Origin of the sequence: Bradyrhizobium sp. CW1 (genome assembly GCF_023100665.1) — a bacterium.
In the GTDB taxonomy this organism is placed as follows: Bacteria; Pseudomonadota; Alphaproteobacteria; order Rhizobiales; family Xanthobacteraceae; genus Bradyrhizobium; species Bradyrhizobium canariense_D.
The window spans coordinates 3,705,514-3,728,422 of record NZ_CP064684.1; the positions used below are offsets into that span (position 1 = coordinate 3,705,514).

Annotated in this window: 24 protein-coding genes and 1 tRNA gene; 16 read left to right on the plus strand and 9 right to left on the minus strand. The window is 64.0% G+C overall.

Annotated elements, in window-relative coordinates:
• The first annotated feature begins 61 nt into the window (after positions 1 to 61).
• The gene (locus tag IVB54_RS18175; RefSeq protein ID WP_018455127.1) at positions 62 to 1,105 is read left to right on the plus strand and encodes a polysaccharide deacetylase family protein; all 1,044 of its coding nucleotides are present in this window, start codon (positions 62 to 64) and stop codon (positions 1,103 to 1,105) included.
• A 21-nt stretch (positions 1,106 to 1,126) separates the two neighbouring features.
• Here the strand turns inward: IVB54_RS18175 and IVB54_RS18180 are convergent, their stop codons facing one another.
• Positions 1,127 to 1,348 carry a DUF2842 domain-containing protein gene (locus IVB54_RS18180; RefSeq protein WP_007603477.1) on the minus strand — a complete coding sequence of 74 codons (222 nt, stop codon included), beginning with the start codon at positions 1,346 to 1,348 and terminating at the stop codon, positions 1,127 to 1,129.
• A gap of 93 nt (positions 1,349 to 1,441) precedes the next feature.
• Between IVB54_RS18180 and IVB54_RS18185 the strand changes: the two genes are divergently transcribed.
• Complete coding sequence (locus tag IVB54_RS18185; RefSeq protein WP_247385782.1) at positions 1,442 to 2,524, plus strand: COX15/CtaA family protein; 1,083 nt, start codon at positions 1,442 to 1,444, stop codon at positions 2,522 to 2,524.
• Between the two features lie 13 nt (positions 2,525 to 2,537).
• On the opposite strand, the gene IVB54_RS18190 is transcribed toward IVB54_RS18185, so the two are convergent.
• The 4 genes from IVB54_RS18190 to IVB54_RS18205 form a co-directional block, all read right to left on the minus strand.
• Positions 2,538 to 2,882 carry a hypothetical protein gene (locus IVB54_RS18190; RefSeq protein WP_247385784.1) on the minus strand — a complete coding sequence of 115 codons (345 nt, stop codon included), beginning with the start codon at positions 2,880 to 2,882 and terminating at the stop codon, positions 2,538 to 2,540.
• 121 nt (positions 2,883 to 3,003) lie between these two features.
• Positions 3,004 to 4,284 carry an O-acetylhomoserine aminocarboxypropyltransferase gene (locus tag IVB54_RS18195; RefSeq protein WP_085353375.1) on the minus strand — a complete coding sequence of 427 codons (1,281 nt, stop codon included), beginning with the start codon at positions 4,282 to 4,284 and terminating at the stop codon, positions 3,004 to 3,006.
• A gap of 137 nt (positions 4,285 to 4,421) precedes the next feature.
• Complete coding sequence (locus IVB54_RS18200) at positions 4,422 to 5,006, minus strand: CoA-binding protein (RefSeq protein WP_018455123.1); 585 nt, start codon at positions 5,004 to 5,006, stop codon at positions 4,422 to 4,424.
• 117 nt (positions 5,007 to 5,123) lie between these two features.
• On the minus strand, positions 5,124 to 5,948 hold the full coding sequence (locus IVB54_RS18205; RefSeq protein ID WP_204511362.1) for an enoyl-CoA hydratase: 825 nt from the start codon (positions 5,946 to 5,948) through the stop codon (positions 5,124 to 5,126).
• A gap of 86 nt (positions 5,949 to 6,034) precedes the next feature.
• Between IVB54_RS18205 and IVB54_RS18210 the strand changes: the two genes are divergently transcribed.
• The 6 genes from IVB54_RS18210 to IVB54_RS18235 all read left to right on the plus strand — a co-directional run bounded on the left by IVB54_RS18210 (position 6,035) and on the right by IVB54_RS18235 (position 9,720).
• Positions 6,035 to 6,463, plus strand: a complete 429-nt coding sequence (locus IVB54_RS18210; RefSeq protein ID WP_007603483.1) for a PaaI family thioesterase — start codon at positions 6,035 to 6,037, stop codon at positions 6,461 to 6,463.
• A gap of 157 nt (positions 6,464 to 6,620) precedes the next feature.
• Positions 6,621 to 7,085, plus strand: coding sequence for a 50S ribosomal protein L13 (gene rplM, locus IVB54_RS18215; RefSeq protein ID WP_018455120.1), 465 nt, complete (start codon positions 6,621 to 6,623; stop codon positions 7,083 to 7,085).
• 1 nt (position 7,086) lies between these two features.
• Positions 7,087 to 7,566 (plus strand): 30S ribosomal protein S9, encoded by a 480-nt coding sequence (rpsI, locus tag IVB54_RS18220; protein WP_007603485.1) that lies wholly within the window; start codon positions 7,087 to 7,089, stop codon positions 7,564 to 7,566.
• Positions 7,567 to 7,795: 229 nt separating this feature from the next.
• Complete coding sequence (locus tag IVB54_RS18225) at positions 7,796 to 9,028, plus strand: GGDEF domain-containing protein (RefSeq protein WP_247777420.1); 1,233 nt, start codon at positions 7,796 to 7,798, stop codon at positions 9,026 to 9,028.
• A 57-nt stretch (positions 9,029 to 9,085) separates the two neighbouring features.
• Positions 9,086 to 9,322, plus strand: a complete 237-nt coding sequence (locus IVB54_RS18230; RefSeq protein ID WP_018455118.1) for a hypothetical protein — start codon at positions 9,086 to 9,088, stop codon at positions 9,320 to 9,322.
• Positions 9,323 to 9,423: 101 nt separating this feature from the next.
• Positions 9,424 to 9,720: an antibiotic biosynthesis monooxygenase family protein gene (locus IVB54_RS18235; protein ID WP_018455117.1), complete on the plus strand. Its 297-nt coding sequence runs from the start codon at positions 9,424 to 9,426 to the stop codon at positions 9,718 to 9,720.
• A 6-nt stretch (positions 9,721 to 9,726) separates the two neighbouring features.
• On the opposite strand, the gene IVB54_RS18240 is transcribed toward IVB54_RS18235, so the two are convergent.
• The gene (locus IVB54_RS18240) at positions 9,727 to 10,863 is read right to left on the minus strand and encodes an AI-2E family transporter (protein WP_039799329.1); all 1,137 of its coding nucleotides are present in this window, start codon (positions 10,861 to 10,863) and stop codon (positions 9,727 to 9,729) included.
• A 136-nt stretch (positions 10,864 to 10,999) separates the two neighbouring features.
• Here IVB54_RS18240 and IVB54_RS18245 point away from each other — a divergent pair, with 136 nt between their 5' ends.
• Positions 11,000 to 11,704: a hypothetical protein gene (locus IVB54_RS18245; protein ID WP_247777421.1), complete on the plus strand. Its 705-nt coding sequence runs from the start codon at positions 11,000 to 11,002 to the stop codon at positions 11,702 to 11,704.
• A 90-nt stretch (positions 11,705 to 11,794) separates the two neighbouring features.
• Positions 11,795 to 12,568 carry a gamma-glutamyl-gamma-aminobutyrate hydrolase family protein gene (locus IVB54_RS18250; RefSeq protein WP_018455114.1) on the plus strand — a complete coding sequence of 258 codons (774 nt, stop codon included), beginning with the start codon at positions 11,795 to 11,797 and terminating at the stop codon, positions 12,566 to 12,568.
• Between the two features lie 318 nt (positions 12,569 to 12,886).
• Here the strand turns inward: IVB54_RS18250 and glnA are convergent, their stop codons facing one another.
• Positions 12,887 to 14,296 carry a type I glutamate--ammonia ligase gene (gene glnA / locus IVB54_RS18255; RefSeq protein WP_007603494.1) on the minus strand — a complete coding sequence of 470 codons (1,410 nt, stop codon included), beginning with the start codon at positions 14,294 to 14,296 and terminating at the stop codon, positions 12,887 to 12,889.
• A 149-nt stretch (positions 14,297 to 14,445) separates the two neighbouring features.
• Positions 14,446 to 14,784 carry a P-II family nitrogen regulator gene (locus IVB54_RS18260; RefSeq protein WP_007603495.1) on the minus strand — a complete coding sequence of 113 codons (339 nt, stop codon included), beginning with the start codon at positions 14,782 to 14,784 and terminating at the stop codon, positions 14,446 to 14,448.
• Positions 14,785 to 15,164: 380 nt separating this feature from the next.
• Here IVB54_RS18260 and IVB54_RS18265 point away from each other — a divergent pair, with 380 nt between their 5' ends.
• Both IVB54_RS18265 and IVB54_RS18270 read left to right on the plus strand, forming a co-directional pair.
• Positions 15,165 to 16,664 (plus strand): NAD(P)H-hydrate dehydratase, encoded by a 1,500-nt coding sequence (locus IVB54_RS18265; protein ID WP_247777422.1) that lies wholly within the window; start codon positions 15,165 to 15,167, stop codon positions 16,662 to 16,664.
• Entirely contained in the window at positions 16,664 to 17,104 is a 441-nt protein-coding gene (locus IVB54_RS18270) for a GNAT family N-acetyltransferase (RefSeq protein ID WP_204511359.1), read from the plus strand. The genes IVB54_RS18265 and IVB54_RS18270 overlap by 1 nt, the downstream gene beginning before the upstream one ends.
• Before the next feature lies 1 nt (position 17,105).
• On the opposite strand, the gene IVB54_RS18275 is transcribed toward IVB54_RS18270, so the two are convergent.
• Positions 17,106 to 18,410: a multicopper oxidase domain-containing protein gene (locus IVB54_RS18275; protein ID WP_247777423.1), complete on the minus strand. Its 1,305-nt coding sequence runs from the start codon at positions 18,408 to 18,410 to the stop codon at positions 17,106 to 17,108.
• Between the two features lie 153 nt (positions 18,411 to 18,563).
• Here IVB54_RS18275 and IVB54_RS18280 point away from each other — a divergent pair.
• From IVB54_RS18280 to clpX, 4 genes are all read left to right on the plus strand, one after another.
• A tRNA-Leu gene (locus IVB54_RS18280) sits at positions 18,564 to 18,648 on the plus strand.
• 173 nt (positions 18,649 to 18,821) lie between these two features.
• Positions 18,822 to 20,183, plus strand: a complete 1,362-nt coding sequence (tig, locus tag IVB54_RS18285; protein ID WP_085362115.1) for a trigger factor — start codon at positions 18,822 to 18,824, stop codon at positions 20,181 to 20,183.
• A 302-nt stretch (positions 20,184 to 20,485) separates the two neighbouring features.
• Complete coding sequence (locus IVB54_RS18290) at positions 20,486 to 21,121, plus strand: ATP-dependent Clp protease proteolytic subunit (protein WP_007611005.1); 636 nt, start codon at positions 20,486 to 20,488, stop codon at positions 21,119 to 21,121.
• A gap of 440 nt (positions 21,122 to 21,561) precedes the next feature.
• Entirely contained in the window at positions 21,562 to 22,833 is a 1,272-nt protein-coding gene (gene clpX, locus IVB54_RS18295; protein ID WP_007603503.1) for an ATP-dependent Clp protease ATP-binding subunit ClpX, read from the plus strand.
• Positions 22,834 to 22,909 lie beyond the last annotated feature (76 nt).

A 22,909-nucleotide genomic window follows, 5' to 3' on the forward strand; every position in this document is an offset into this window, starting at 1 on the left:
TGTCAACAAAGGGTAATGACTACAAGAGGGGACCGGCCGCCGACGGGCGCGAGGTGGGACATTGGCATCCGACGACAGATGGCTGGAACGGCTGCGACTTGAGCTGACCTGGTTCACGGGCCAGGCTGCGCTGCGCAGTCGTGGAGCCGGCGCCATCCTGCGCTTTGCGCATGTGCGGTCGCGCCGGCGCGGCGGGTTTCAGCCGCTGCGCGAGAACGAGATCACGCCGCATTTCCTCGATCGCGCCATTCGCGCGCTGAAGCGGTGGAACTATGATTTCGTCGGCATGGACGAGGTCTGCCGGCGCGCGGTGACGCTGTCGGAACAGCGGCGCTTCGTGGCACTCACCTTCGACGGCGCCGGCAAGGATCTGATCGACTTTGCCTATCCGGTGCTGGCGCGCCACGCCGTGCCCTTCACGATCTATGTGCCCACGGCGTTTCCCGACGGCGTCGGTGAGGCCTGGTGGCTCGGACTCGAACAGGTGATCGCGCGCGAGAGCCGTGTCAGTCTCTTGATGGGCGAGAAGGAGCAGCGCTTCACTGTGACTGGCAACGCGGAGAAGCAGGCGCTGTTTTCGTTCCTCGAGGCCTGGCTGCGCTCGCTGCCGCCGGCGGATGTGTCGGCTGCGATCGCAGACCTCTGCACGCGCTACCGGGTCGACCTTGCCGCGCTCTCACGCGAGGCATCGATGAATTGGGAGGATCTGGCAAGGCTTTCGGCCGATCCGCTGGTGACAATCGGCAGTGCGACCGTGAACTATCCCGTTCTCGCCAACATGAAGGATGCGGCCGCACTGCGCGAGATGACGATGGGCAAGGCGGTGGCGGAGGCGGCCTTCGATCGCGACATCCGGCATCTCGCCTTTCCGTTCGGTGATCGCGCCTCGTTCCGGCGCAGCCATGTCATCATGGCGGAGGAGGCGGGCTTTGCCAGCGCGGTGACGACGATCCCGGGCGTGGTGGACGCGGAGGGACGCACCAATCTGCGCGCGCTGCCGCGCATTTCCTGGGACGGCCGGGTGCGCTCGCTGCGCATGATGCGGGTGCTGGTGTCGGGGGTCGCTTTTGCGCCGGTGAAGCCGACTGGCACTGCTGGGACCTAGAAGCGCTACGAACTGGAAGCGCTACGAACTCGACTTGGCCCGGTCCGGCCGCTGCATCCAGCTCACGATCGGCATCGCCGGCAGCACCCAGCCCATGCCGACCACCACGTAGTAGATCGCCTGCCGCCAGCCGGATTCGGCGATCCACGGCATCTGCGCCAGCGCCATGCCGAGCAGTGCCCAGACGGTGGCGAGCACCAGGAGCAGGATGGTGCCGAGGAACTTGCGAGTGCGGATCGTCATGACGGAATATCGCGGCTTTCGCGTAACTTGCGCTGCGGGAGCGGGGGACTATAAGGGGCACGCAGTCCGGTTCAAGCTCTGGTTTTGCCTCGAATGACGACGAATTCCGCCCCGTCCGAGCCGTATCGCGCCGTGCGCTGGTGGCTGATCTCAGTGGCTGCGCTGATCGCGCTGATGGTGCTGGTCGGAGGCGCAACGCGGCTGACGGAATCCGGGCTCTCGATCGTCGAGTGGAAGCCGGTCACGGGCAGCGTGCCGCCACTTTCGGAAGCGCAGTGGACGGCGGCCTTCGAGGCCTACAAGACGATCCCGCAATATCGCGAACTCAACGCCGGCATGAGCCTGTCCGAGTTCAAGGAGATCTTCTGGTGGGAATGGAGCCATCGGCTGCTCGGCCGTTTCATCGGCGTCGCCTATCTGTTGCCGTTCCTGTTCTTCCTCTGGCGCGGCGGCCTGTCCGGTGAGTTGAAGCGGCGGCTGTGGCTATTGTTTGGGCTCGGCGGCCTCCAGGGCGCGGTCGGCTGGTGGATGGTGGCCTCGGGGCTGTCCGAACGCGTCGAGGTGTCGCAATATCGGCTGGCGACACATCTTATGCTCGCGCTCGTGATCTTCGCCGGCATCGTCTGGACGGTGCGGCGGCTCGCCGGGCGTCCGCAGATCGCAGCATCGTCGCGGCTGCGCTTTACCAGCGCCTTGCTCCTCGCGGTGACCTTTATCCAGATCTATTTTGGTGCTCTGGTTGCGGGCCTGCGCGCCGGCCGCGCCTACAACACCTGGCCGCAGATCGACGGCGCGTTCATTCCCTCAGGGGAGCGGCTGTGGTTCGAGACGCCGTGGTGGCGCAACATGTTCGACAATGTGCTGACGGTGCAGTTCGAGCACCGGATGACGGCCTATGCGCTGTTCGCGCTGGCGGCGTTGCACGCGTTCGATGCGGTCCGTTCACGCGCGGGTTCTGCGGCAAGCGGCGCGCTCTTGCTGCTGGGCGCGGTCAGCCTGCAAGGCGTGCTCGGCATCCTCACGCTGCTCAACCAGGTGCCGATCGATCTCGCGCTCGCGCATCAGGCAGTTGCGATCGTGGTGCTGACGCTTGCGGTGATGCAGACAGAGCGGCTCGCGCCGCGTGGCGCAACCGAAGCGCAGCCGCGCGCCGTTCCCGTCGGTCAGGCCGGCTGATCGGATCTGCTCTTCAGCAATAGCCGTAGATGCCGCACGAGTAGGGCAGGCGCCAGAAATAATCGACCTGCTTCCCGCCGTAATACGCGCCCTGGTAATCGTAGTCCCAGGGGCGGCCGTAATAGCCCGGCAGCGTGTGCGACCCCGGCAGCAGTGGCGTACCCGGTAAATTGCGGACGTAGCTGCCGATGCCGTAGGCCGGCGAGATCAGCGCATCCGGATCGGTCTCGACATAGACCTGCGGCGGCTCCTGCGGCGGAGCGGCGGCCCGCCGCCTCGGCGTGGCCGGCAGATCGGCGGCGAACGCAGCTGAGACTGTCAACATCGCCGCAAGGGCAGGCACCATCCAGCGCAGCATCGTCGGCTCCGAATCAAAGGGGGCGATCCAGTGACGATGTATGCGGCAGATATGGTTAATGACTGTTAACTGGAGCCGGACTCCCGGGGCACATCAAAGCGCCCCGGAATGTCCAGGACAGCTACGTGCCCAGTGCCTGTTCCAGATCGGCGATCAAATCTTCCTTGTCCTCGATGCCGATCGAGAGCCGCACCACGTCGGGGCCGGCGCCGGACTTGACCTTGGCGGCGTCGTCGAGCTGGCTGTGCGTGGTCGAGGCCGGATGGATGACCAGCGAACGGGTGTCGCCGACATTGGCCAGATGCGAGAACAGCTGCAACTTCGACACCAGGCTGACGCCGGCATCGTAGCCGCCCTTCAGGCTGAAGGTGAACACGGCGCCGGCACCCTTCGGCGCGTATTTGCGCGCGAGCTGGTTGTACTTGTCGCTTGCAAGGCCCGCATAGTTCACCGCGGCCACCGCCGGATGGCCGGCGAGGAATTCGGCGACCGCTTTCGCGTTGTCGCAGTGCTTCTGCATGCGCAGCGGCAATGTCTCGATGCCGGTGAGGATCATGAAGGCGTTGAACGGCGACAGCGCGGGTCCGAGGTCGCGCAGGCCGAGCACGCGGCAGGCGATCGCGAAGGCGAAATTGCCAAACGTCTCCTGGAGCCGGATGCCGTGATATTCGGGCCGCGGCTCCGATAGCATCGGATATTTGCCGCCTGTCGACCAGTCGAAAGTGCCGGCATCGACGATGATGCCGCCGATCGAATTGCCGTGGCCGCCGAGAAATTTCGTCAGCGAGTGCACGACGATGTCGGCGCCGTGGTCGATCGGGCGGATCAGATAGGGCGAGGCCAGCGTATTGTCGACGATGAGCGGTACGCCCGCCTTGCGCGCCACCGTCGAGATCGCCTCGATGTCGGTGATGCTGCCGGCGGGATTGGCGATGGACTCGATGAAGATCGCTTTCGTGCGCGGCGTGACCGCGCGTTCGAAGCTCGCGATGTCGTCGGGATCGGCCCACACCACGTTCCAGCCGAAGCTCTTGAACGCGTGGGTGAACTGGTTGATGGAGCCGCCATAGAGCTTTCGCGCGGCGATGAACTCGTCGCCGGGCTGGAGCAATTGCTGCAACACCACGACCTGCGCGGCATGGCCCGAGGCCACCGCCAGCGCGGCCGTGCCGCCTTCGAGCGCCGCGACGCGCTCTTCCAGCACGGCGTTGGTGGGATTGCCGATGCGGGTATAGATGTTGCCGAACGCCTGCAGGCCGAACAGAGAGGCGGCGTGGTCGGCATCGTTGAAGACGAACGACGTCGTTTGATATATCGGAGTCGCGCGCGCACCGGTGGTGGGATCGGGCTGTGCACCGGCATGCACGGCGAGGGTCGAAAATCCCGGAAGGCGATCGCTCATTGAGGGCGTCCTGTTCTCGTGGTCTGAAATCGCGCGGCATGCTGATTGGCGCCGCGGCTGCCGTCAAGGCGCGGCTTCACATCGGAACGATCGTGCTACGCATTGTCGCGTTCGCGAATGAAACCTTCGCAATTGCGTCAGCTTTGCTCGGTCTTGTTTTTGGCGGCGCGGTCCGATGCCGCAGTGTCGCCGCCGCCGACACTCATCCGATTGAGGGATAGCCGCATGCCCTGCGTCGGTACCGGAGCGCGTTTGGAGCTCAGCGTGCGCGAATTGACGCCCATCCACGAGATCTCCGACGACAGGCGGCCATATTCGATCTTGGGGCAGCGGTTCATCACCACCTTGATACCGACCGATTCCGCCTTCAGCGCCGCCGCATCGTCGCGCGCCCCCAACTGCATCCAGATCACCATCGGCAGCGGATCGAGCGTGAGGGCTTCCTCGACCACCGGCATGATGTGGCTGGAGTTGCGGAAAATGTCGATCATGTCGACCGGACGGCCGATGTCGGACAGCGAGGCGACGAAGGGTTTTCCGAGCAGCTCCTTGCCGACATGGCCGGGATTAACCGGAATCATGTCGTAGCCGCGCTGGGCCAGATATTTGAACGCGAAATAGCTCGGCCGCACGTTGGCAGGCGAAGCGCCGACCATCGCGATCGACTTCACGTTGTTGAGGATGCCCCGGATGTAATTGTCGGGATAGGCGTCGTGGTTCATTGGCTCATCTTTTCGGGCTCATCTTTCGCCGTCATTGCGAGGAGCGAAGCGACGAAGCAATCCAGTCTGTCTCCGAGGAGGGATTCTGGATTGCTTCGCTTCGCTCGCAATGACGAATTACTCATCCCGCCATGTCGGCGTGCGCTTCTCGATGAAGGCGCCAATGCCTTCCTCGGCGTCGCGCGCCATCATGTTCTCGGTCATCACCTCTGCCGCATAGCGATAGGCATCTGCAAGGTTCATCTCGGCCTGGCGGTAGAACGCCTCCTTGCCGAGCTTGACGGTATAGGCGGATTTCAGCGCGACCTGTTCGGCGAGCGCAATGGCGGCATGGCGCTCGCTGCCGGCGGCGACGACACGATTGACGAGCCCGATCTCGCGAGCGCGTGCGGCCGGGATCGGCTCGCCTGTCAGCAACATCTCCATCGCCTGCTTGCGCGGCACATTGCGCGACAGCGCCACCATTGGCGTCGAGCAGAACAGGCCGATGTCGACGCCCGGAGTGGCGAAGTGTGCTGCTTCCGAGGCGATCGCGAGATCGCAGCTTGCCACGAGCTGGCAGCCGGCGGCAGTGGCGATGCCCTGAACGGATGCGACCACGGGCTTGGGCAGGTGCACGATCGCCTGCATCATCGCGCTGCAGGCGGTCATCATCTCGGCGAAGAAGGCACGGCCGCGATCCGGGTCGCCGCGACGCGCGGTCAGCTCCTTCATGTCGTGGCCGGCGGAGAAGGCGGGACCGTTGGCCGCGATCACGACGCCGCGGACGGACTTGTCGTCGCGGATCTCGTTGAGCTCGGCATGCAGGCTTGCGATCATCGCCGCCGACAGGCTGTTGCGGGCGGCCGGGCGGTTCAGGGTCAGGACCGCGATAGGGCCGACGGTCTCGCGCAGCAGGATCGGCAGTTGCGGGGAGGGGGCGCGGGCGGCCTGGACGGACATCAAAGCGTTTCCGGTTGGATTATTGCGATTGGATGACGCAGATAACTTAATGTAACAGGGGACGTGAAGCGAGGGTGAGGGGCAGCATGGCGTTAGCGAAAATGAGCGTGGCGGAGCTCGAGCAGTTCCTCCGCAACGAGTTTCCCCAGGCCTTCAGCGGCGACGACATCACGATCGAGAGCGCGGACGGTCAGGCCTGCCTTTTGCGTCAGCGCTATAGCGAAAAGATGCTGCGGCCGGGTGGAACCGTGTCCGGCCCGACCCTGATGGCGCTCGCCGATTTCGCGATGTACGTGGTGCTGTTGTCCGCGATCGGGCCGATCGGGCTCGCGGTGACCACCAATCTCAACATTAACTTCCTGCGCAAGGGCCAGCCCGGGCAGGACGTGCTGGCGGAGGCGCGGCTGCTCAAGCTCGGCAAGCGCCTCGCAGTCGGTGAGGTGAAGCTATTGTCCGGCACCTCGCCCGATCCGATTGCGCATGTCACCTCGACCTATTCCATTCCAAACGTTTGAACTTTTTACGGGTATCTTAATACCATATTTCCAAGTCGTTGATATTTAACAAGTAAATTCCGCCTTTGGGCATTGACCGCGGCGCCTCTGTTCTCTAGAAAACCGCCAGTCCGGTGCGGTGTTCGCGCCGATGCTCCCCGTTCACGGAAACTCTGACATGAAAACCTTTTCGGCAAAGCCGGCTGAGGTGACGAAGAAGTGGGTACTGATCGACGCCAAGGGTCTGGTCGTCGGCCGTCTCGCCACCATCGTCGCCATGCGCCTGCGCGGCAAGCACCTCCCGACCTACACCCCGCACGTTGATTGCGGCGACAACATCATCATCATCAACGCGCAGCATGCGGTTCTCACCGGCCGCAAGCGCGAGCAGAAGACCTATTACAAGCACACCGGCTATGTCGGCCACGTCAAGGAGCGCACCGCGCGCCAGATCCTCGAGGGCAAGCATCCCGAGCGCGTGCTCGAGAAGGCCGTCGAGCGCATGATCCCGCGTGGCCCGCTCGGTCGCGTCCAGATGGGCAACCTCCGCGTCTATGGCGGCGCCGATCATCCGCACGAGGCCCAGACGCCCGAGAAGATCGACATCGCCAAGTTGAACCGCAAGAACACGAGGGCCGCATAACATGGCCGAATCCATCCAGTCGCTCGACCAGCTCTCGCAGCTCAAGACGGCGGCCGCGCCCGACGCGCCCAAGCACGAGAAGAAAGTCGACAAGTTCAACCGCGCCTATGCCACCGGCAAGCGCAAGGACGCGGTCGCCCGCGTCTGGATCAAGCCAGGCGCCGGCAAGGTCACGGTCAACGCGCGCGAGGTCGAGGTCTATTTCGCCCGTCCCGTGCTGCGCATGATGATCGAGCAGCCGTTCTCCGTGGCCGCGCGGTCCGGCCAGTATGACGTGATCTGCACCGTCGCCGGCGGTGGTCTGTCCGGCCAGGCCGGTGCCGTCCGTCACGGCATCTCCAAGGCACTGACCTATTTCGAGCCGGAGCTGCGCACCGTGCTCAAAAAGGGCGGCTTCCTCACCCGCGACTCCCGCGTGGTCGAGCGCAAGAAGTACGGCAAGGCCAAGGCCCGCCGGTCCTTCCAGTTCTCGAAGCGTTAATCGCATCGGTCGCATTCGTCGCGAAAGCGGCTTCAATGAGATGCAAAAGGGCGCTGATTTCAGCGCCCTTTTTGCTGTTCGTTTGTATGCAAATTGATGGCGTGTTTCCTGAAAACTTGGGCTCGCATGAAAACCTGAATGGAACCCGCGGGACATAGCGTCGCTTTTGGAAGGGCGCGCAAATCGGTTGATCCGATCGCGTAACTGCTATGTCTAGAAGGGGGTCGACATGATGTCGCTCGATAGCATCACGCTCTATTTGGTCGCCACCATGGTCGCCGCACTGCTCGGCGCCATGATGGTGTTTTTCGGAAGGCAGGAGAATAGCGCTGCGCTGAAATGGTGGGGCACCGCCTATCTCCTCGGCGCCGCATCGGTCGCGCTCTGGACGGCGGCGGGCGACAGATTGGGGCCGCATCTTTACCTTGCGCTGAACGCGGTCGGCTTCGTCGCGTGCGGCATGGTGTGGAATGCGGCGCGCGTCTTCCGCGGCCGCAAGCCGAATTGGCCGGGTCTCCTGGTCGGCGCGCTCGCCTGGGTCGCTGCCGCCACGTTGCTCGATCCCGCCGCGTCCATGCTGCGCATGATCGTCGGCGCCGGCATCGTGTCGGTCTATGCGGCGTTGACCGCCAGCGAGCTCTGGGTCGAGCGACGCAAGAGCCTGCAACGGCGCTGGCCGGCCTTCGTGGTGCCGGTGATGCACGGCTGCGTCTTGATGCTGCCGATCGTGCTCGGCAGCTTCCTGCGTCCGCACGATGCGGGTTTCGCCAGCAGCATCTGGGTCACCGTGTTCGCGGTCGAGCTCGTGCTTTATGCCGTCGGCACCGTGTTCGTGATCTTCATGCTGGTGTCCGAGCGCACCGTCACCGCGCACCGGACCGCCGCCTCCACCGATCCGCTGACCGGCATGCTCAACCGCCGCGGCTTCTCGGAAGCCTGCGGGCGCGTGATCGAGCGCGAGGCAAAGGCCGGACGTCCCGTGACCGTGATGATCTTCGATATCGATCATTTCAAGTCGATCAACGACCGGTTCGGCCATCCCGCCGGCGACGAGATGCTGAAACTGTTCTCGACCGTCGTCGTCAGCAATCTGCGCATCAGCGACATGTCGGGTCGCATCGGCGGCGAGGAGTTCGCCGCCCTCCTGCCGTGTTCGCTCGAGGAGGGCGTGCTGGTCGCTGAGCGCGTGCGCGAGGCCTTCGAGACCTCCGGCGTCGTCGTCGACGAGGGCCCGGTCGACACCACCGTCAGCATCGGCGTCGCCGGCGGTCCGGCCGGCACCGAGCTCGAAGTGCTGCTGGCCTCGGCCGACACCGCGCTCTACCAGGCCAAGCGCGGCGGCCGAAACCGCGTCGAGTCGGCGGAGGAGCTGCCACTGTCGCTGGAGAACTGGCGCCGCCAGAGCGCCGCGCGGATCGGCGTGCCCAACACGCAGTCCAAAGCGCAGCCGGCGATCGCCTAGGCAAAGGAGGCCTCGCGGTAATCCCCTGTTTACCATTCGACCCCTACCATTGCGGTCATGGAATCGATCCGTCGACAGAACCCGCAGACCGCCTTGATGTCGCTCGAAGCCGCGGCGACTTCGGCACGCGGCGGCTTCGCGTGCCTGTTCTCGACCGCGGACGAATACGAGAGCGCGCTGATCACCGAGCGCCGCGCCCAGGGGCGCTACACGCAAGGCCGCAATTACTGGCCGCTCGCGCTGTTCGCCGGTTGTGCGCTGATGGTGGTGGGCACCGTTCTGCTGCTCGCCTGAGTGATCTGCATTCTTGGACCGGGCAGGGCGCCGTTTCGGCGCCTTTTTCTTTGTCGCGGGCTGCGGTAGACACGCCCATCGAACAAAATGGGTGGAAACAGATGATCACCGAGATCGCGCAAATCGACGTCAAGCCGGGCAGCGAGAAGGATTTTGAGGCCGCCGTTGCCAAGGCGAAGGCCGCTTTCGGCCGCTCCAAGGGTTTTCACGGTTTCGAGCTGCACAAGTCGATCGAGAAGCCGCAGCGCTATCGTCTGATGGTGAAGTGGGAGACGCTCGAGAACCACACCGTCGATTTTCGCGGCTCCGAGAATTTCACCGAATGGCGCGGCCTCGTCGGCCAGTATTTTGCGGCACCGCCTGAGGTGGAGCACACCGAAACCGTGCTCATCACCTGAGGCGGCTCAGGCCGCCTCCGCCAGAGGCGGCGCTTCATACGTCTTGAAATGGTCGATCACGACTTTGGCGATGGCGACCAGTGGCAGCGCCAGCGCCAGGCCCCAGATCCCGAACACGACGCCGAGCAGGATCTGGAACGCGAACAGCGTGGCCGGCGGAATGTCCAGTGCCTGCCGCTGCAGCAGGGGCGTCAGCACGTAGCTCTCCATGGCGTGGACGCCCATGAAGAGGAGAAACGCCGACAGCGCCGGAATCCATCCTGAGGCGAGGCTCGCCAGCACGACCACGACGCCGGCTATGATGGCGCCGACGGTCGGAATGAAGCCGAGCAGTCCCGCCTGAATCCCGAGAATGAAGGAGCCCGGGATGCCGATGATGAGAAGCCCGATCCAGGTTACCGCGCCGACCGCGAGCATGACGATCATCTGTGCGATCAGCCATCGTTCAAGTGTCTCGCTGACGCGGTCGATGATGACGGCCGTGCGCGCGCGATGTTTTGCAGGCGCGATGAACAGCAATCCCTCGCGATAGACGCTGGGTTGGGCGGCGAAGGCGACTCCCAGAAACAGCACGATGAAGATGTTTCCCACGCCGTGGATGGTGCCAAGCAGCAGCTTGAACGTCTGGCTCACGATCGCCCCGCCGCTGGAGGCAAGGGCGCCTGCGCCGGGTATTGCCCCGCGCGACGCCGTGCCGGCCGACGGCGTCGGCTCCGGTTGCGCGTCGGGAGACGAACCGGGTCCGGAGCTCCCGAAATCGAAGAAGCTGGTGTCGATGCCGTGATTGTCCAGGAATGATTTGACGTTGCCGATCTGGGATTTGATGGTTTTGCTGAGTCCCGCCGCCTGATCGGCGATGGTGGCGCCGCCGAGATATGCGATGCCCGCGAGCATCAGCGCGAGGGCCAAGCAGACGATCGCGAGCCGCAGCGTATGCGGAAGACGCGCGTGCCGGCCAAGCGCGTTGGTCAGCGCGTTGAGCCCAAGGCCCAGCAGCACCCCGGCGAAGATCAGGAGCAGGGTGGTGGCGAAGTACCAGGAGAACGCGAGCAGCACGGCGAACAGCACCACACCGATGCCGCCGACCGAAATGCCCCAAGCCAGATCAAAACGGGTCGGGGGTCGTTCATTCGGGAATGTGATCACGCAATGTCCTTTAGGTGGACCGGGGGGCACTCTTTCGACAAACACGCTTTTGATCAAGACCGCGTCAACGCGCTGGTTTGACGCTGCCGTATGAACGGTGCAGACCGACGAGGAGAGAACAGGTGGGGCGCGCTTGAGTTTCATCAGCAAATGGGTGGGTCTGCTCGGGCTTCTGGCCGTGCTCGTGATTGGCGACCAGATCCGGATCAATCGGCCCGGTCACAAATATCGCCTCGCGGTCGAGGTGACGACGCCTGACGGGATCAAGACCGGGTCGGGCATTCTGTCCGTCGTGCCCGATCGCGGCTATAGCCGGGGCGGCCGCACCACGATGCGCGGCGAGGCCGTGTTCGTCGACCTCGGCCGGGGAAAGAATGTGGTGGCATTGCTCGCGCATCAGCAGGGCGCGAAGCTCGATCTCGACGACATCAACTATGTCGCGCTCCGCGCTTATGGCGCTGCGCGAGGCAACCGCGTCTCGTTCAACGAGCTCAACCGGCAGACCGGCGTCGTCGCGGTGCAGGGCGACCTAATGCCCACGCTGGTGAGCTTTGGCGATCCCCTGGACCCTACGACCGCGCGCCTTGTCGCCGGCGACCATGTGGAGGCGGTGCTGGGCGACGGTTACGCACTCCGTGGCCTTACCGCCGAAACAGTGCCCAACGGGCTTTGGCCGATCGATTTCGGTGGCGCGCTCGGGGAGCCCGTGACGCGCGGAATCGAGACGAAACTGCCCTGGTTGGCTGCGCCGGGCGACCCGGCGGCGACCGCGCTGAAGACCGCCGGCCTGCCCCTTGGCGGCGCGATCGTGGCCCGGGAGGCATTTGCGCGAAAATAGCATTGCCGTCCCGCGTACCCTTCTGTTGAATTTGTTCCACCCCAGGGGCATGTTTGGAGAATCGTCTTCGGCGAGAGGTCTGAACGGGAGATGAGAAAGCCGGTCGTCGGCGTGATCGGGAACGCCCATCGCGTTGAGAATCGATTTCAGGTCCAGATGGTCGGCGAGCGTAATCTGCGCGCCGTGGCCGAGGTTTCCGGCGGTCTGCCGGTGATGTTCGCGGGCTCGCCCGACATCACCGATATCGGCGCGCTGCTCGATACCGTCGACGGAATCGTGCTCACCGGCGCCCGCGCCAACGTCCATCCGACCCGTTTCAACGTCGATCCGTGTGAGGCGCACGAGCCCTACGACATCCACCGCGACGAGGTGGCGCTGGCGCTCTCGGTCGCCTGCGTTGCCCGCGGTATCCCGCTGTTCGGCATCTGCAGGGGCCTCCAGGAGATGAACGTCGCCTTCGGCGGCTCGCTGCATCCCGAGATCCGCGAAATCCCGGGCCGCATGAACCATCGCATGCCAAGGCTTGAGAACGGTGAGATCCATCCCGACCCGACAGTGGTGTTCGCCGATCGTCACGACGTCGATCTGACACCGGGCGGCGCGTTCGCGGAATTGCTCGGCTGTGACAAGATCAGGGTCAATTCGCTGCACGGCCAGGGCATCCTCGATCCCGGCAAGCGCGTGCTGATCGAGGGCATTGCCGAGGACGGCACCATCGAGGCGATCCGCATCGCGGAAGCCAAGACCTTTGCGCTCGGCGTGCAATGGCACGCCGAATACGACCCGCAGCACAATCCGATCAACCGAAAACTGTTCGAGGCGTTCGGTCAGGCCATGGTGGCGAAGCAGCGCGCGGCGGCGTAGCTGCGGGGCTGCGCCGAGGCCTATAAGGCTATCGATCGTTGCGACCGGCGGCGGAGGATTGGCGATTTTCGCAAACAGGCACGAGAACTAGTCTCCAGGATGGATTTCGCGGCGCTGAATGCATCCTGCGAATTACCAACAGCGCTCGCGATCTCTCGGGCGCAATAAACCAGATATCAAGAATTGATGCGCGCCAGTTTTCTCGATTCCGATTCGTTCTTTGAGAACGAAATGGAGTCAGACGCAGAACGAAACTCGATGACCACAAAAAAGGCGCCCCGAGGGGCGCCTTTCGTGCGTCGTGGTCGTTCGGGCCGCCTAGCCCGAATAGTACATCTCGAACTCGACCGGGTGCGGGGTCATTTCGAAGCGGGCGACTTCGGTCATCTTCAGCTCGATATAGGCGTCGATGAAATCGTCGTCGAACACGCCGCCGTTCTTCAGGAAGCCGCGGTCCTTGTCGAGGTTTTCGAGCGCCTCGCGCAAGCTGCCGCACACCGTCGGGATCTGCTTCAGCTCTTCCTTCGGCAGATCGTAGAGGTCCTTGTCCATCGCCGGACCCGGATCGATCTTGTTCTTGATGCCGTCGAGGCCAGCCATCAGCATCGCGGCGAAACCGAGATAGGGATTGGCGAGCGGATCGGGGAAGCGCACCTCGACACGCTTGGCCTTCGGCGAAGCAGTGTAGGGGATCCGGCAGGAGGCCGAGCGGTTGCGCGCGGAATAGGCGAGCAGCACGGGAGCCTCATAGCCCGGGACCAGACGCTTGTAGGAGTTGGTCGACGGATTGGTGAAGGCGTTGATCGCCTTGGCGTGCTTGATGATGCCGCCGATGTAGTGGAGGCAGGTCTCCGACAGGTCGGCGTATTTGTTGCCGGCGAACACCGGCTTGCCGTCCTTCCAGATCGACTGGTGCACGTGCATGCCCGAGCCGTTGTCGCCGAAGACCGGCTTCGGCATGAAGGTGGCGGTCTTGCCGTAGATGTGCGCGACCTGGTGGATGCAGTATTTGTAGATCTGCATGTGGTCGGCCATCAGCGTCAGCGTGTCGAACTTCATGCCGAGCTCGTGCTGGGCGGAGGCGACTTCGTGATGGTGCTTCTCGACCTTCACACCCATCTTGGCCATGGCGCCGAGCATCTCCGAGCGCATGTCCTGCACGGAATCCTGCGGCGGCACCGGGAAGTAGCCGCCCTTGGTGCGGACACGATGGCCGAGATTGCCGCCTTCATATTCGGTGTCGGAGTTGGTCGGCAGCTCCGAGGAGTCGAGGCGGAAGCCGGTGCTGTAGGGATTGGCGGAGAAGCGCACGTCGTCGAACACGAAGAATTCGGCTTCGGGGCCGACGAAGACGGTGTCGCCAACGCCCATCGACTTCACCATCGCCTCGGCCTTCTTGGCGATGCCGCGGGGATCGCGGTTGTAGGGCTCGCCGGTGGTCGGCTCGAGCACGTCGCAGGTGATGACCATGGTGGTCTCGGCGAAGAACGGATCGATCGTCGCGGTCACCGGATCGGGCATCAGGCACATGTCGGACTCGTTGATCGCCTTCCAGCCGGCGATCGATGAGCCGTCGAACATCGTGCCTTCGGCGAAAATGTCCTCATCGATCATGCTGATGTCGAAGGTGACGTGCTGCCACTTGCCGCGCGGATCGGTGAAGCGCAGGTCGACGTATTTGACGTCGTTGTCCTTGATCGATTTCAGGACGTCTTTGGCGGTCTTCATGCATACCCCTTTTGGCTCTGCGGGTCGGTTTCCAAACTTCGAGCGACCGTGTTCACGCTTCTTGAGGCGCGCGAGGCACAAACAAAACGAGGCCGCCGAAGCAGCCTATTTCTTGTCAGAATGTCGCAAAATGCGGGATAGCACCCGGCTCAGATAGCGTCCAGCCCGGATTCGCCGGTTCGGATGCGGATCGCCTCTTCGATGTTGGAGACGAAAATCTTGCCGTCGCCGATGCGCCCGGTTTGCGCGGCGCGGCGGATTGCGTCGATGGCGCGCTCGACCAGATCGTCGCCGATCACGATCTCGATCTTCACCTTGGGCAGGAAGTCGACGATGTATTCTGCGCCGCGGTACAGCTCGGCGTGACCCTTCTGCCGGCCGAAGCCCTTGGCTTCGGTGACGGTGATGCCCTGAAGGCCGACTTCCTGAAGCGCTTCCTTCACCTCGTCGAGCTTGAATGGCTTGATGATGGCTTCGATTTTCTTCACTGCGCGCCTCCCGGCCTTTCGAACAATAGCAACGTCTTCGTCAGGATGCGCTTTTCTTAACGCATGATCTTGTCTTCGCTATGCCGGGATCCCTGACCAATCCGGCAACAACGGCCGGCCACACCCTGATAAATGCCAGTGAGCACGACGAACCGAAGCGACTTCCGCGAAAGCAGGGTCTATGCCAAGTTGCAAATGCCCTGATTATTGGAGCGTTATCAGCCCTTTAACGTGCAGCTCTGATAGGTGGCGCCGACCCGCACAAAATACCGCAGACTACGAAATAGGCAAACGGTTCAATATCTGTGCAGATCGTCGTTCCGTCGGATGGCCCGGTGCGGAACGTGCCTCTTGAAAAGGCTTTTGGACAGGGAAGTGGCATGGAAGTTCTGACCAACGCCGAAATGCAGCGCGCCGACCAGCTCAGCATTGCGGCAGGCACCCCCGGCTTCAAGCTGATGCTCAGCGCCGGTCAGGCGGTCGCCGAGGCCGCCCACGCGCTGGTGGAGGAGGGGCCAATCCTGATCGTGGCCGGCCCGGGCAACAACGGCGGGGACGGTTTTGTCGCAGCCGCCGAGCTCGCCGCGCAAGGCCGCGAGGTCTCGGTGATCCTGATGTGCGAGCGGGACCAGCTCCAGGGCGACGCGGCCTCGGCCGCGCGGGGTTGGAAACACCCGGTGCTCCCGTTCAACCCGCAGGCGATCGGGCGACCGGCGCTGATCATCGATGCGCTGTTCGGCGCGGGCCTCAGCCGTCCCGTCGAGGGCGAGGCGCGTGAGATGATCGAGGCGATCAACGCCAATGGTGCGCCGGTGCTCGCGGTCGACCTGCCGAGCGGCATCAACGGCACCAGCGCGGCCGTGCTGGGCGTGGCCGTGAACGCCGCCGAGACCGTCACCTTCTTCCGCAAGAAGCCGGCGCATCTGCTGCTGCCGGGGCGCATGCATTGCGGTCACGTCCGCGTCGCCGACATCGGCATCGAGGCGCAGGTGCTGGACGAGATCGCGCCGCAGATTTTTGAGAACGATCCGGACTTCTGGGGCTCGGCCTTTCCGGTGCCGCGCATCGACGGCCATAAATACGCGCGAGGTCATGTGCTGGCGGTCTCGGGCGATGCGGCGGCGACCGGTGCGGCGCGGCTCGCCGCGCGCGGGGCGCTGCGCGCCGGCGCGGGCCTGGTGACTCTGGCCACGCCGCGTGATGCGCTGGCGATCAATGCGGCTGCGCTCACCGCGGTGATGGTTCACCCCGTCGATACCGCCATCGAGTTCGGCGAGCTGCTCGGCGACAAGCGTTACAACACCTGCATCATCGGCCCTGGCGCGGGCGTCGGCGAGCGCACCTGCGATCTCGTCCACACGGCGCTTAACGCCCAGCGGCGCCTGGTGCTCGACGCGGATGCGCTGACGAGCTTTGCCGCCAATCCCGAGCGCCTGTTCGAATCGATCAAGACGTCGCAGGACAAGGCGGTGGTGCTGACGCCGCACGAGGGCGAGTTCCCGCGGCTGTTCTCCGAGCTCAGCAATAAACATCCGGGGCGCTCGAAGATCGAGCGCGTGCGCGCCGCCGCCGAGCGCTCCGGCGCGGTCGTGCTGCTGAAGGGCGCCGACACCACGATTGCCGCGCCCGACGGCCGCGCCACTATCGCCGCCAACGCTCCGCCCTGGCTCGCCACCGCGGGTGCCGGCGACGTCCTCGCCGGCATCATCGCAGGCCTCCTTGCGCAGGGCGTCCCGGCGTTCGAAGCCGCCAGCATCGCGGTGTGGATGCATGGCGAAGCGGCGAGCGAGGCGGGGCCGGGCCTGATCGCGGAGGATCTCACCGAGACGCTGCCCGCCGTGCACCGACGGATCTATCATGCGCTGGGGATCGAGTACTAATGCTCAGGCCGCTCGCGCTCACCGATATGGGCGCGGCGGCGCAGGTTCACCGGGCAGCATTCGACCATGCGATGCCCTGGCTTGCTGGGCTGCATACGCCGGATGAGGACCGCTGGTTCTACCGCGAGCATGTCTTGGCGACGTGCCGCGTGTGGGGACGCTTCGATGCCGATGTACTGAGCGGAATCATCGCTGTCCGTGACGGCTGGGTCGAGCAGCTTTACGTGCTTCCTGCTGTTCAAGGGCGCGGCGTCGGCACCGAACTCCTCGATATCGCCAAGCAGGCCAGCGAACAGCTGGAGCTCTGGACCTTCCAGCGCAACGCGTTGGCGCGCCGCTTCTATGAAGCGCGCGGGTTCACGCTGATCGAGCAGACCAACGGGACCCGAAACGAGGAGAAAGAACCGGACGCTCGCTATCTTTGGACGCGTGGCCGATAGCTCACTCCACCCCGTACCAGCGCACCAGCCGCGGCGCGGCCCAGTCGGTGACGACGGATTCGATCAGCCACCGCCCGGGAGAGGCCGCAGCGAATGCGATGCGCTGGGTCTGGCCGGGTTCGATCGCGAGCGTGTCGAGCCAATAGGGCTTCCAGCCGTCGTCGAGCTTGTCGAGCAGGCGGAAATGGTGGCCGTGGAGATGGAAGACGGTTGCGACGGAGGCGGGGTTCTTGAGGGCCAACACGACGGTGCGGCCGGCCTTGGTGCGAAAGGCGGGGGCGGAGGACGTCGAGAAATTTGCGGCCCGTACCCACCCGGCGTCGGCTGCCCCGAGAGCGACATCGAATCGCAGGGCGCCCCTCAGATCGAGCCGGTCGGGCAGGTCATTCGGAGGGAGTGGCAAGAGCGGCAACGGCGGCGCACGCCGCTCAAGCTTGCCGGAGACCATCAGGCGGCCGACCTGGCGCGCCTCCTTGCCGTCATGCAGCAGGAATGGGGCCGATGTGGCCGCATCCACGAAGGCGTCGGCGCGTGCGATGGGAGCCAGCACCAGCGCGCCGTTGCGAGCCGGGAACGGCTCAGCCGGCTGTCCGTCCAAGGCCACCACGTGGACCTCGTGACTTTCCAATTTGATCGCCAGAACAGAACGTTGCGAGCCGTTGATAAAGCGCAGCCGCAGCCGCTCATTTGCTGAAGCTGAGAGTTCGAATGAAGTCGTTCCGTTGATTGTATAGAGCGGGGATGTGTCCTTCGGCTCCCGGCCCGGGGCAAGTGCGGTCCCATCCGGCCGCAGCCGCCACTCCTCGATCAAGAGGACCACGTCGCGATCGGCGGCGACCGTGTTGGTCTCGGTGGCGATGATCGGAAGGGGGCGCGCGGGCTGCTTCAGGCCGTCCTCGAATAGCCGGAAGTCGGCCAACAGGGTTCCCGCGGTTGGCACTGAAATGATTGATGTTTCCGTCGCGTCCGGGGCCGTCGGTGCGCGACCCCGAAGCGGGTCGGCCGCGGCCGGGCCATTGAGGCCGTACCAAACTGGTGCAAGCGGCACAGGCAGGTCGTTGCGGAAGACCACCTCGCAGCGGTCGCCACGTTTGAGGCGGACATCCCCGAGATGGCTGACGGCGGCCAGCTCCCAGATGGGTGTAGCCGGCTGCCCCGACCTCAGAGCCAGCGTTGCCGGCCTTGCCTGAAGCGCGAGTTGGGCGGTCACGGCCGGGACTGCGCCGCCCGCCGTCAGCCCGGCCGCAGAGGCGCCAAATCCGGCCAAAACCTCGCGCCTCGTCAGGTCGAAGATCCGCGTTTTCATGGGCCGATCCGGACCACGCCGTGCTGGATAAGTCCAGCCGTCGTGCCTAGGTGAAGCCTGCCTCTATCGGGCCATTTTTTTGCTGCGAACAGGCGGGCACATGCTATAAGCCCGCCGCCCGCGGCATCGCGGCCGGTCTTGATGCAAATTTACGCGGGCGTGGCGGAACTGGTAGACGCGCTGGATTTAGGTTCCAGTGACGAAAGTTGTGGGGGTTCGAGTCCCTCCGCCCGCACCAAGCGCTTTCAGCGTTTGCACGGATTACGCGATCTGCTCCCGCGCGGATGTTTGTCCGCCGGAAGTCGGTCCGATGAACCACCGGCGTTGAGGCGTTCGCCTCGCGCCGGATCGATTAATGACAGCGTCCCGACGCATGCGCGCCGGGACCGAACGAGAAGAAGATTGGACACCATGCAGGTCACAGAAACCCTCTCGGAAGGTTTGAAGCGCGAGTTCAAGATCAGCGTTCCCGCGTCTGATCTCGACGCCAAGGCCGGTGCCAAGCTCGTCGACCTCAAGGACAAGGTTCGCATCAACGGCTTCCGTCCCGGCAAGGTGCCGGTCACGCACCTCAAGAAGGTCTATGGCCGCTCGGTGATGGCCGAGACCATCGACCAGACCATCCGCGACACCAACACTCAGCTGTTCTCCGAGCGCGGCTTCCGCCTGGCGACCGAACCGAAGATCACCATGCCGACCGAGCAGGCCGAGGTCGAGGAGCTGCTCAACGGCAAAACCGATCTGACCTACACGGTTGCGATCGAGGTGGTGCCGTCGATTGCGCTCGCCGACTTCAAGACCTTCGAGGTCGAAAAGCCCGTGGCCGAAGTCACCGACGCCGACGTCGACGAGGCGATCAAGCGCATCGCCGATTCGAACCGTGGCTATGCCGCGAAGGGCGAGGGCGCCAAGGCCGAATCGGGTGATCGCGTCACCGTCGCCTTTAAGGGCACCATCAACGGCGAAGCCTTCGAAGGCGGCGCCGGCGAGGGCATCCAGGTGGTGATCGGATCCAACACCTTCATCCCCGGCTTCGAAGAGCAGCTCATCGGCATCGCCGCCAACGAGACCCGCACGCTGAAGGTGGCGTTCCCCAAGAACTACATGAACGACAAGCTTGCCGGCCAGCCGGCCGAGTTCGAGACCACCGCGACGCTGATCGAGGCGCCGCAGGATCTCGCGATCGACGACGAGTTCGCGAAGACGCTCGGCCTGGAATCGCTGGACAAGCTGAAGGAAGCGGCGCGCGAGCGGCTGGTGGCCGAATTCGCGACCGCGACCCGCCAGCGCGTCAAGCGCGCGCTGCTCGACCGCCTCGACGAGGCCCATCGCTTCGAGGCTCCGCCCTCGCTGGTCGACGAGGAGTTCAATCTGATGTGGAACTCGGTGAAGGCCGAGATGGACTCCGCCGGCAAGACCTTCGCCGACGAAGACACCACTGAAGACGCCGCCAAGGAAGAGTACCGCAAGATCGCCGATCGTCGCGTGCGGCTCGGCCTCGTGCTCTCGGAGATCGGCGAGAAGAACAAGATCTCCGTGACCGATGACGAGGTCGGCCGCGCCGTGATCGAGCGGGCGCGCTCGATGCCGGGCCGCGAGAAGGAGGTCTGGGACTATTACCGCAGCAACGCCCAAGCGTTGGCCCAGCTTCGTGCACCGATCTATGAGGACAAGGTCGTCGACTTCATCCTCGAGCTTGCCAAGGTGACCGAGAAGAAGGTCTCGCGCGACGATCTCTACAAGGACGACGAGGCGGAAAAGACCGCGGCCTGAGGGCTCCAGAAGAGCCTTTAGGAGAGCCTCCAGGATAGCCTTGCATTAAGGATGATCAGCGAAGAGGTCGAGCTAGCCAGGTGGCCGGCTGGGCCTCTTTGTACGAATCAGCTTCAACTGCCTCACGGATTAAGCCTTAATTCGCTCCGCACTTGTCAGGCGCGAATTGGGCTATATCTGTCGCTACGCCCTCTGCTTCCAAGTTCCTGCATCACGGGACGTCCATCGGCCTTCCGGCAGATCCAGCCCCGACTGGCAGCCGGGCCTGGCGATGTCCGCCTCTTCAAAACCCTAGGTGACTCATGCGCGATCCGGTTGAAACCTACATGAACCTCGTGCCCATGGTGGTCGAGCAGACCAACCGTGGCGAGCGCGCCTACGACATTTTCTCGCGCCTTCTGAAAGAGCGCATCATCTTCCTGACCGGGCCGGTCGAGGACGGCATGTCGACGCTGATCGTCGCGCAGCTGTTGTTCCTTGAGGCGGAAAATCCGAAGAAGGAAATCTCGATGTACATCAACTCGCCGGGCGGCGTGGTGACGTCGGGCCTCGCGATCTACGACACCATGCAGTTCATTCGTCCGCCGGTCTCGACGCTGTGCACCGGCCAGGCCGCCTCGATGGGCTCGCTGCTGCTCTGCGCCGGCGAGAAGGACATGCGCTTCTCGCTGCCGAACGCGCGCATCATGGTGCATCAGCCCTCCGGCGGCTTCCAGGGCCAGGCCACCGACATCATGCTGCACGCCCAGGAAATCCTGAACCTGAAGAAGCGGCTCAACGAGATCTACGTGAAGCACACCGGCCAGACCTACAAGGCGATCGAGGACGCGCTGGAACGCGACAAGTTCCTGACCGCGAGCGACGCCAAGGAGTTCGGCCTGGTCGACAGGGTGATCGACAAGCGCGCCGAGGAAACCGCGTCGCCGAAGACCCCGTAGCACTACTGTGCCGGCAATCCCTCTGGGACCGCGGGCACATCAGGGAGCGTTCACGTTAAGGACACGTGCGCGCGTCGCAAAACGCACTTTTGCGCCCTGCGACAGGCAGAAAGTTCCGCTTTCGTGCTTGTTTTTCGTGGCAATCCAGCAACGCCGGGGTGATTTCGATCACTTCGCCCGTGCCAAGACCGGAAATCACGGTATTGTCACGGGTAGCCGGCGACCCCCGATTAGCGAATTCTTGATAGTCGGGTGCCAGCATGGTTCGCTATGACTGATCGGCTATGATCGCGGGGAATCGAATGACCGCGATTCGCACGGCATGTAACGCGTAGGGTCTTTTTTGGTACGGAATTTGCTCTATTTGAAGGACTGTACCGGCTGTCGTGCCGGAATAGGGCGATCGAGCGGACGGGATCGAACCGCGGACGGAGACATGAATGAGTAAGGTCGGCACGAGCGACTCCAAGAACACGCTGTATTGCTCGTTCTGCGGCAAGAGCCAGCACGAAGTGCGCAAACTGATCGCGGGTCCCACGGTCTTCATTTGCGACGAGTGCGTTGAGCTCTGCATGGACATCATTCGCGAGGAGAACAAATCCTCGCTGGTGAAGTCGCGCGACGGGATTCCGACGCCGAAGGAAATCTGCAAGGTGCTGGACGATTACGTGATCGGCCAGAACCATGCGAAGAAGGTCCTCTCGGTCGCGGTGCACAATCACTACAAGCGCCTCAACCACCAGACCAAGCACAACGACGTCGAGCTTGCGAAGTCGAACATCCTGCTGATCGGTCCGACCGGCTCGGGCAAGACGCTGCTCGCGCAGACGCTCGCCCGCATCCTGGACGTGCCGTTCACGATGGCGGATGCGACGACGCTGACCGAAGCCGGCTATGTCGGCGAGGACGTCGAGAACATCATCCTGAAGCTGCTCCAGGCCGCCGACTACAATGTCGAGCGTGCCCAGCGCGGCATCGTCTACATCGACGAAATCGACAAGATCAGCCGCAAGTCCGACAATCCCTCGATCACGCGCGACGTGTCGGGTGAGGGCGTGCAGCAGGCGCTGCTCAAGATCATGGAAGGCACGGTGGCTTCGGTCCCGCCGCAGGGCGGCCGCAAGCATCCGCAGCAGGAGTTCCTGCAGGTGGACACCACCAATATCCTGTTCATCTGCGGTGGTGCGTTCTCGGGCCTCGAAAAGATCATCTCGGCACGCGGACGTTCGACCTCGATCGGTTTCGCCGCTCAGGTGCTCGCACCGGAAGACCGCCGCACCGGCGAAATCTTCCGTCATGTCGAGCCTGAGGATCTCCTGAAGTACGGCCTGATCCCGGAATTCGTCGGCCGTCTGCCCGTCGTGGCGACGCTGGAGGATCTGGACGAGGCTTCGCTCAAGAAGATCCTGGTCGAGCCGAAGAACGCGCTGGTGAAGCAGTACCAGCGGCTGTTCGAGATGGAGAACATCGAGCTGACCTTCGCCGACGAGGCGCTTGGCGCGGTTGCCCGCAGGGCGATCGAGCGCAAGACCGGTGCGCGGGGGCTGCGTTCAATCCTCGAGGCGATCCTGCTCGAGACCATGTTCGACCTGCCGGGCCTCGAAGGTGTGGAAGAAGTCGTGATTTCCCGCGAAGTCGTGGAAGGAACGGCGCGTCCGCTCTACATCTACGCCGATCGGTCCGATCGCGCCGTCGAGAACGCCAGCGCCTGATTTCGGCGCTGGAACGCTCCAATCGTCTCCTCAAGCAGGGGCTGCGGAAAGTATCTCCGCAGCCGGTGTTGCGTCG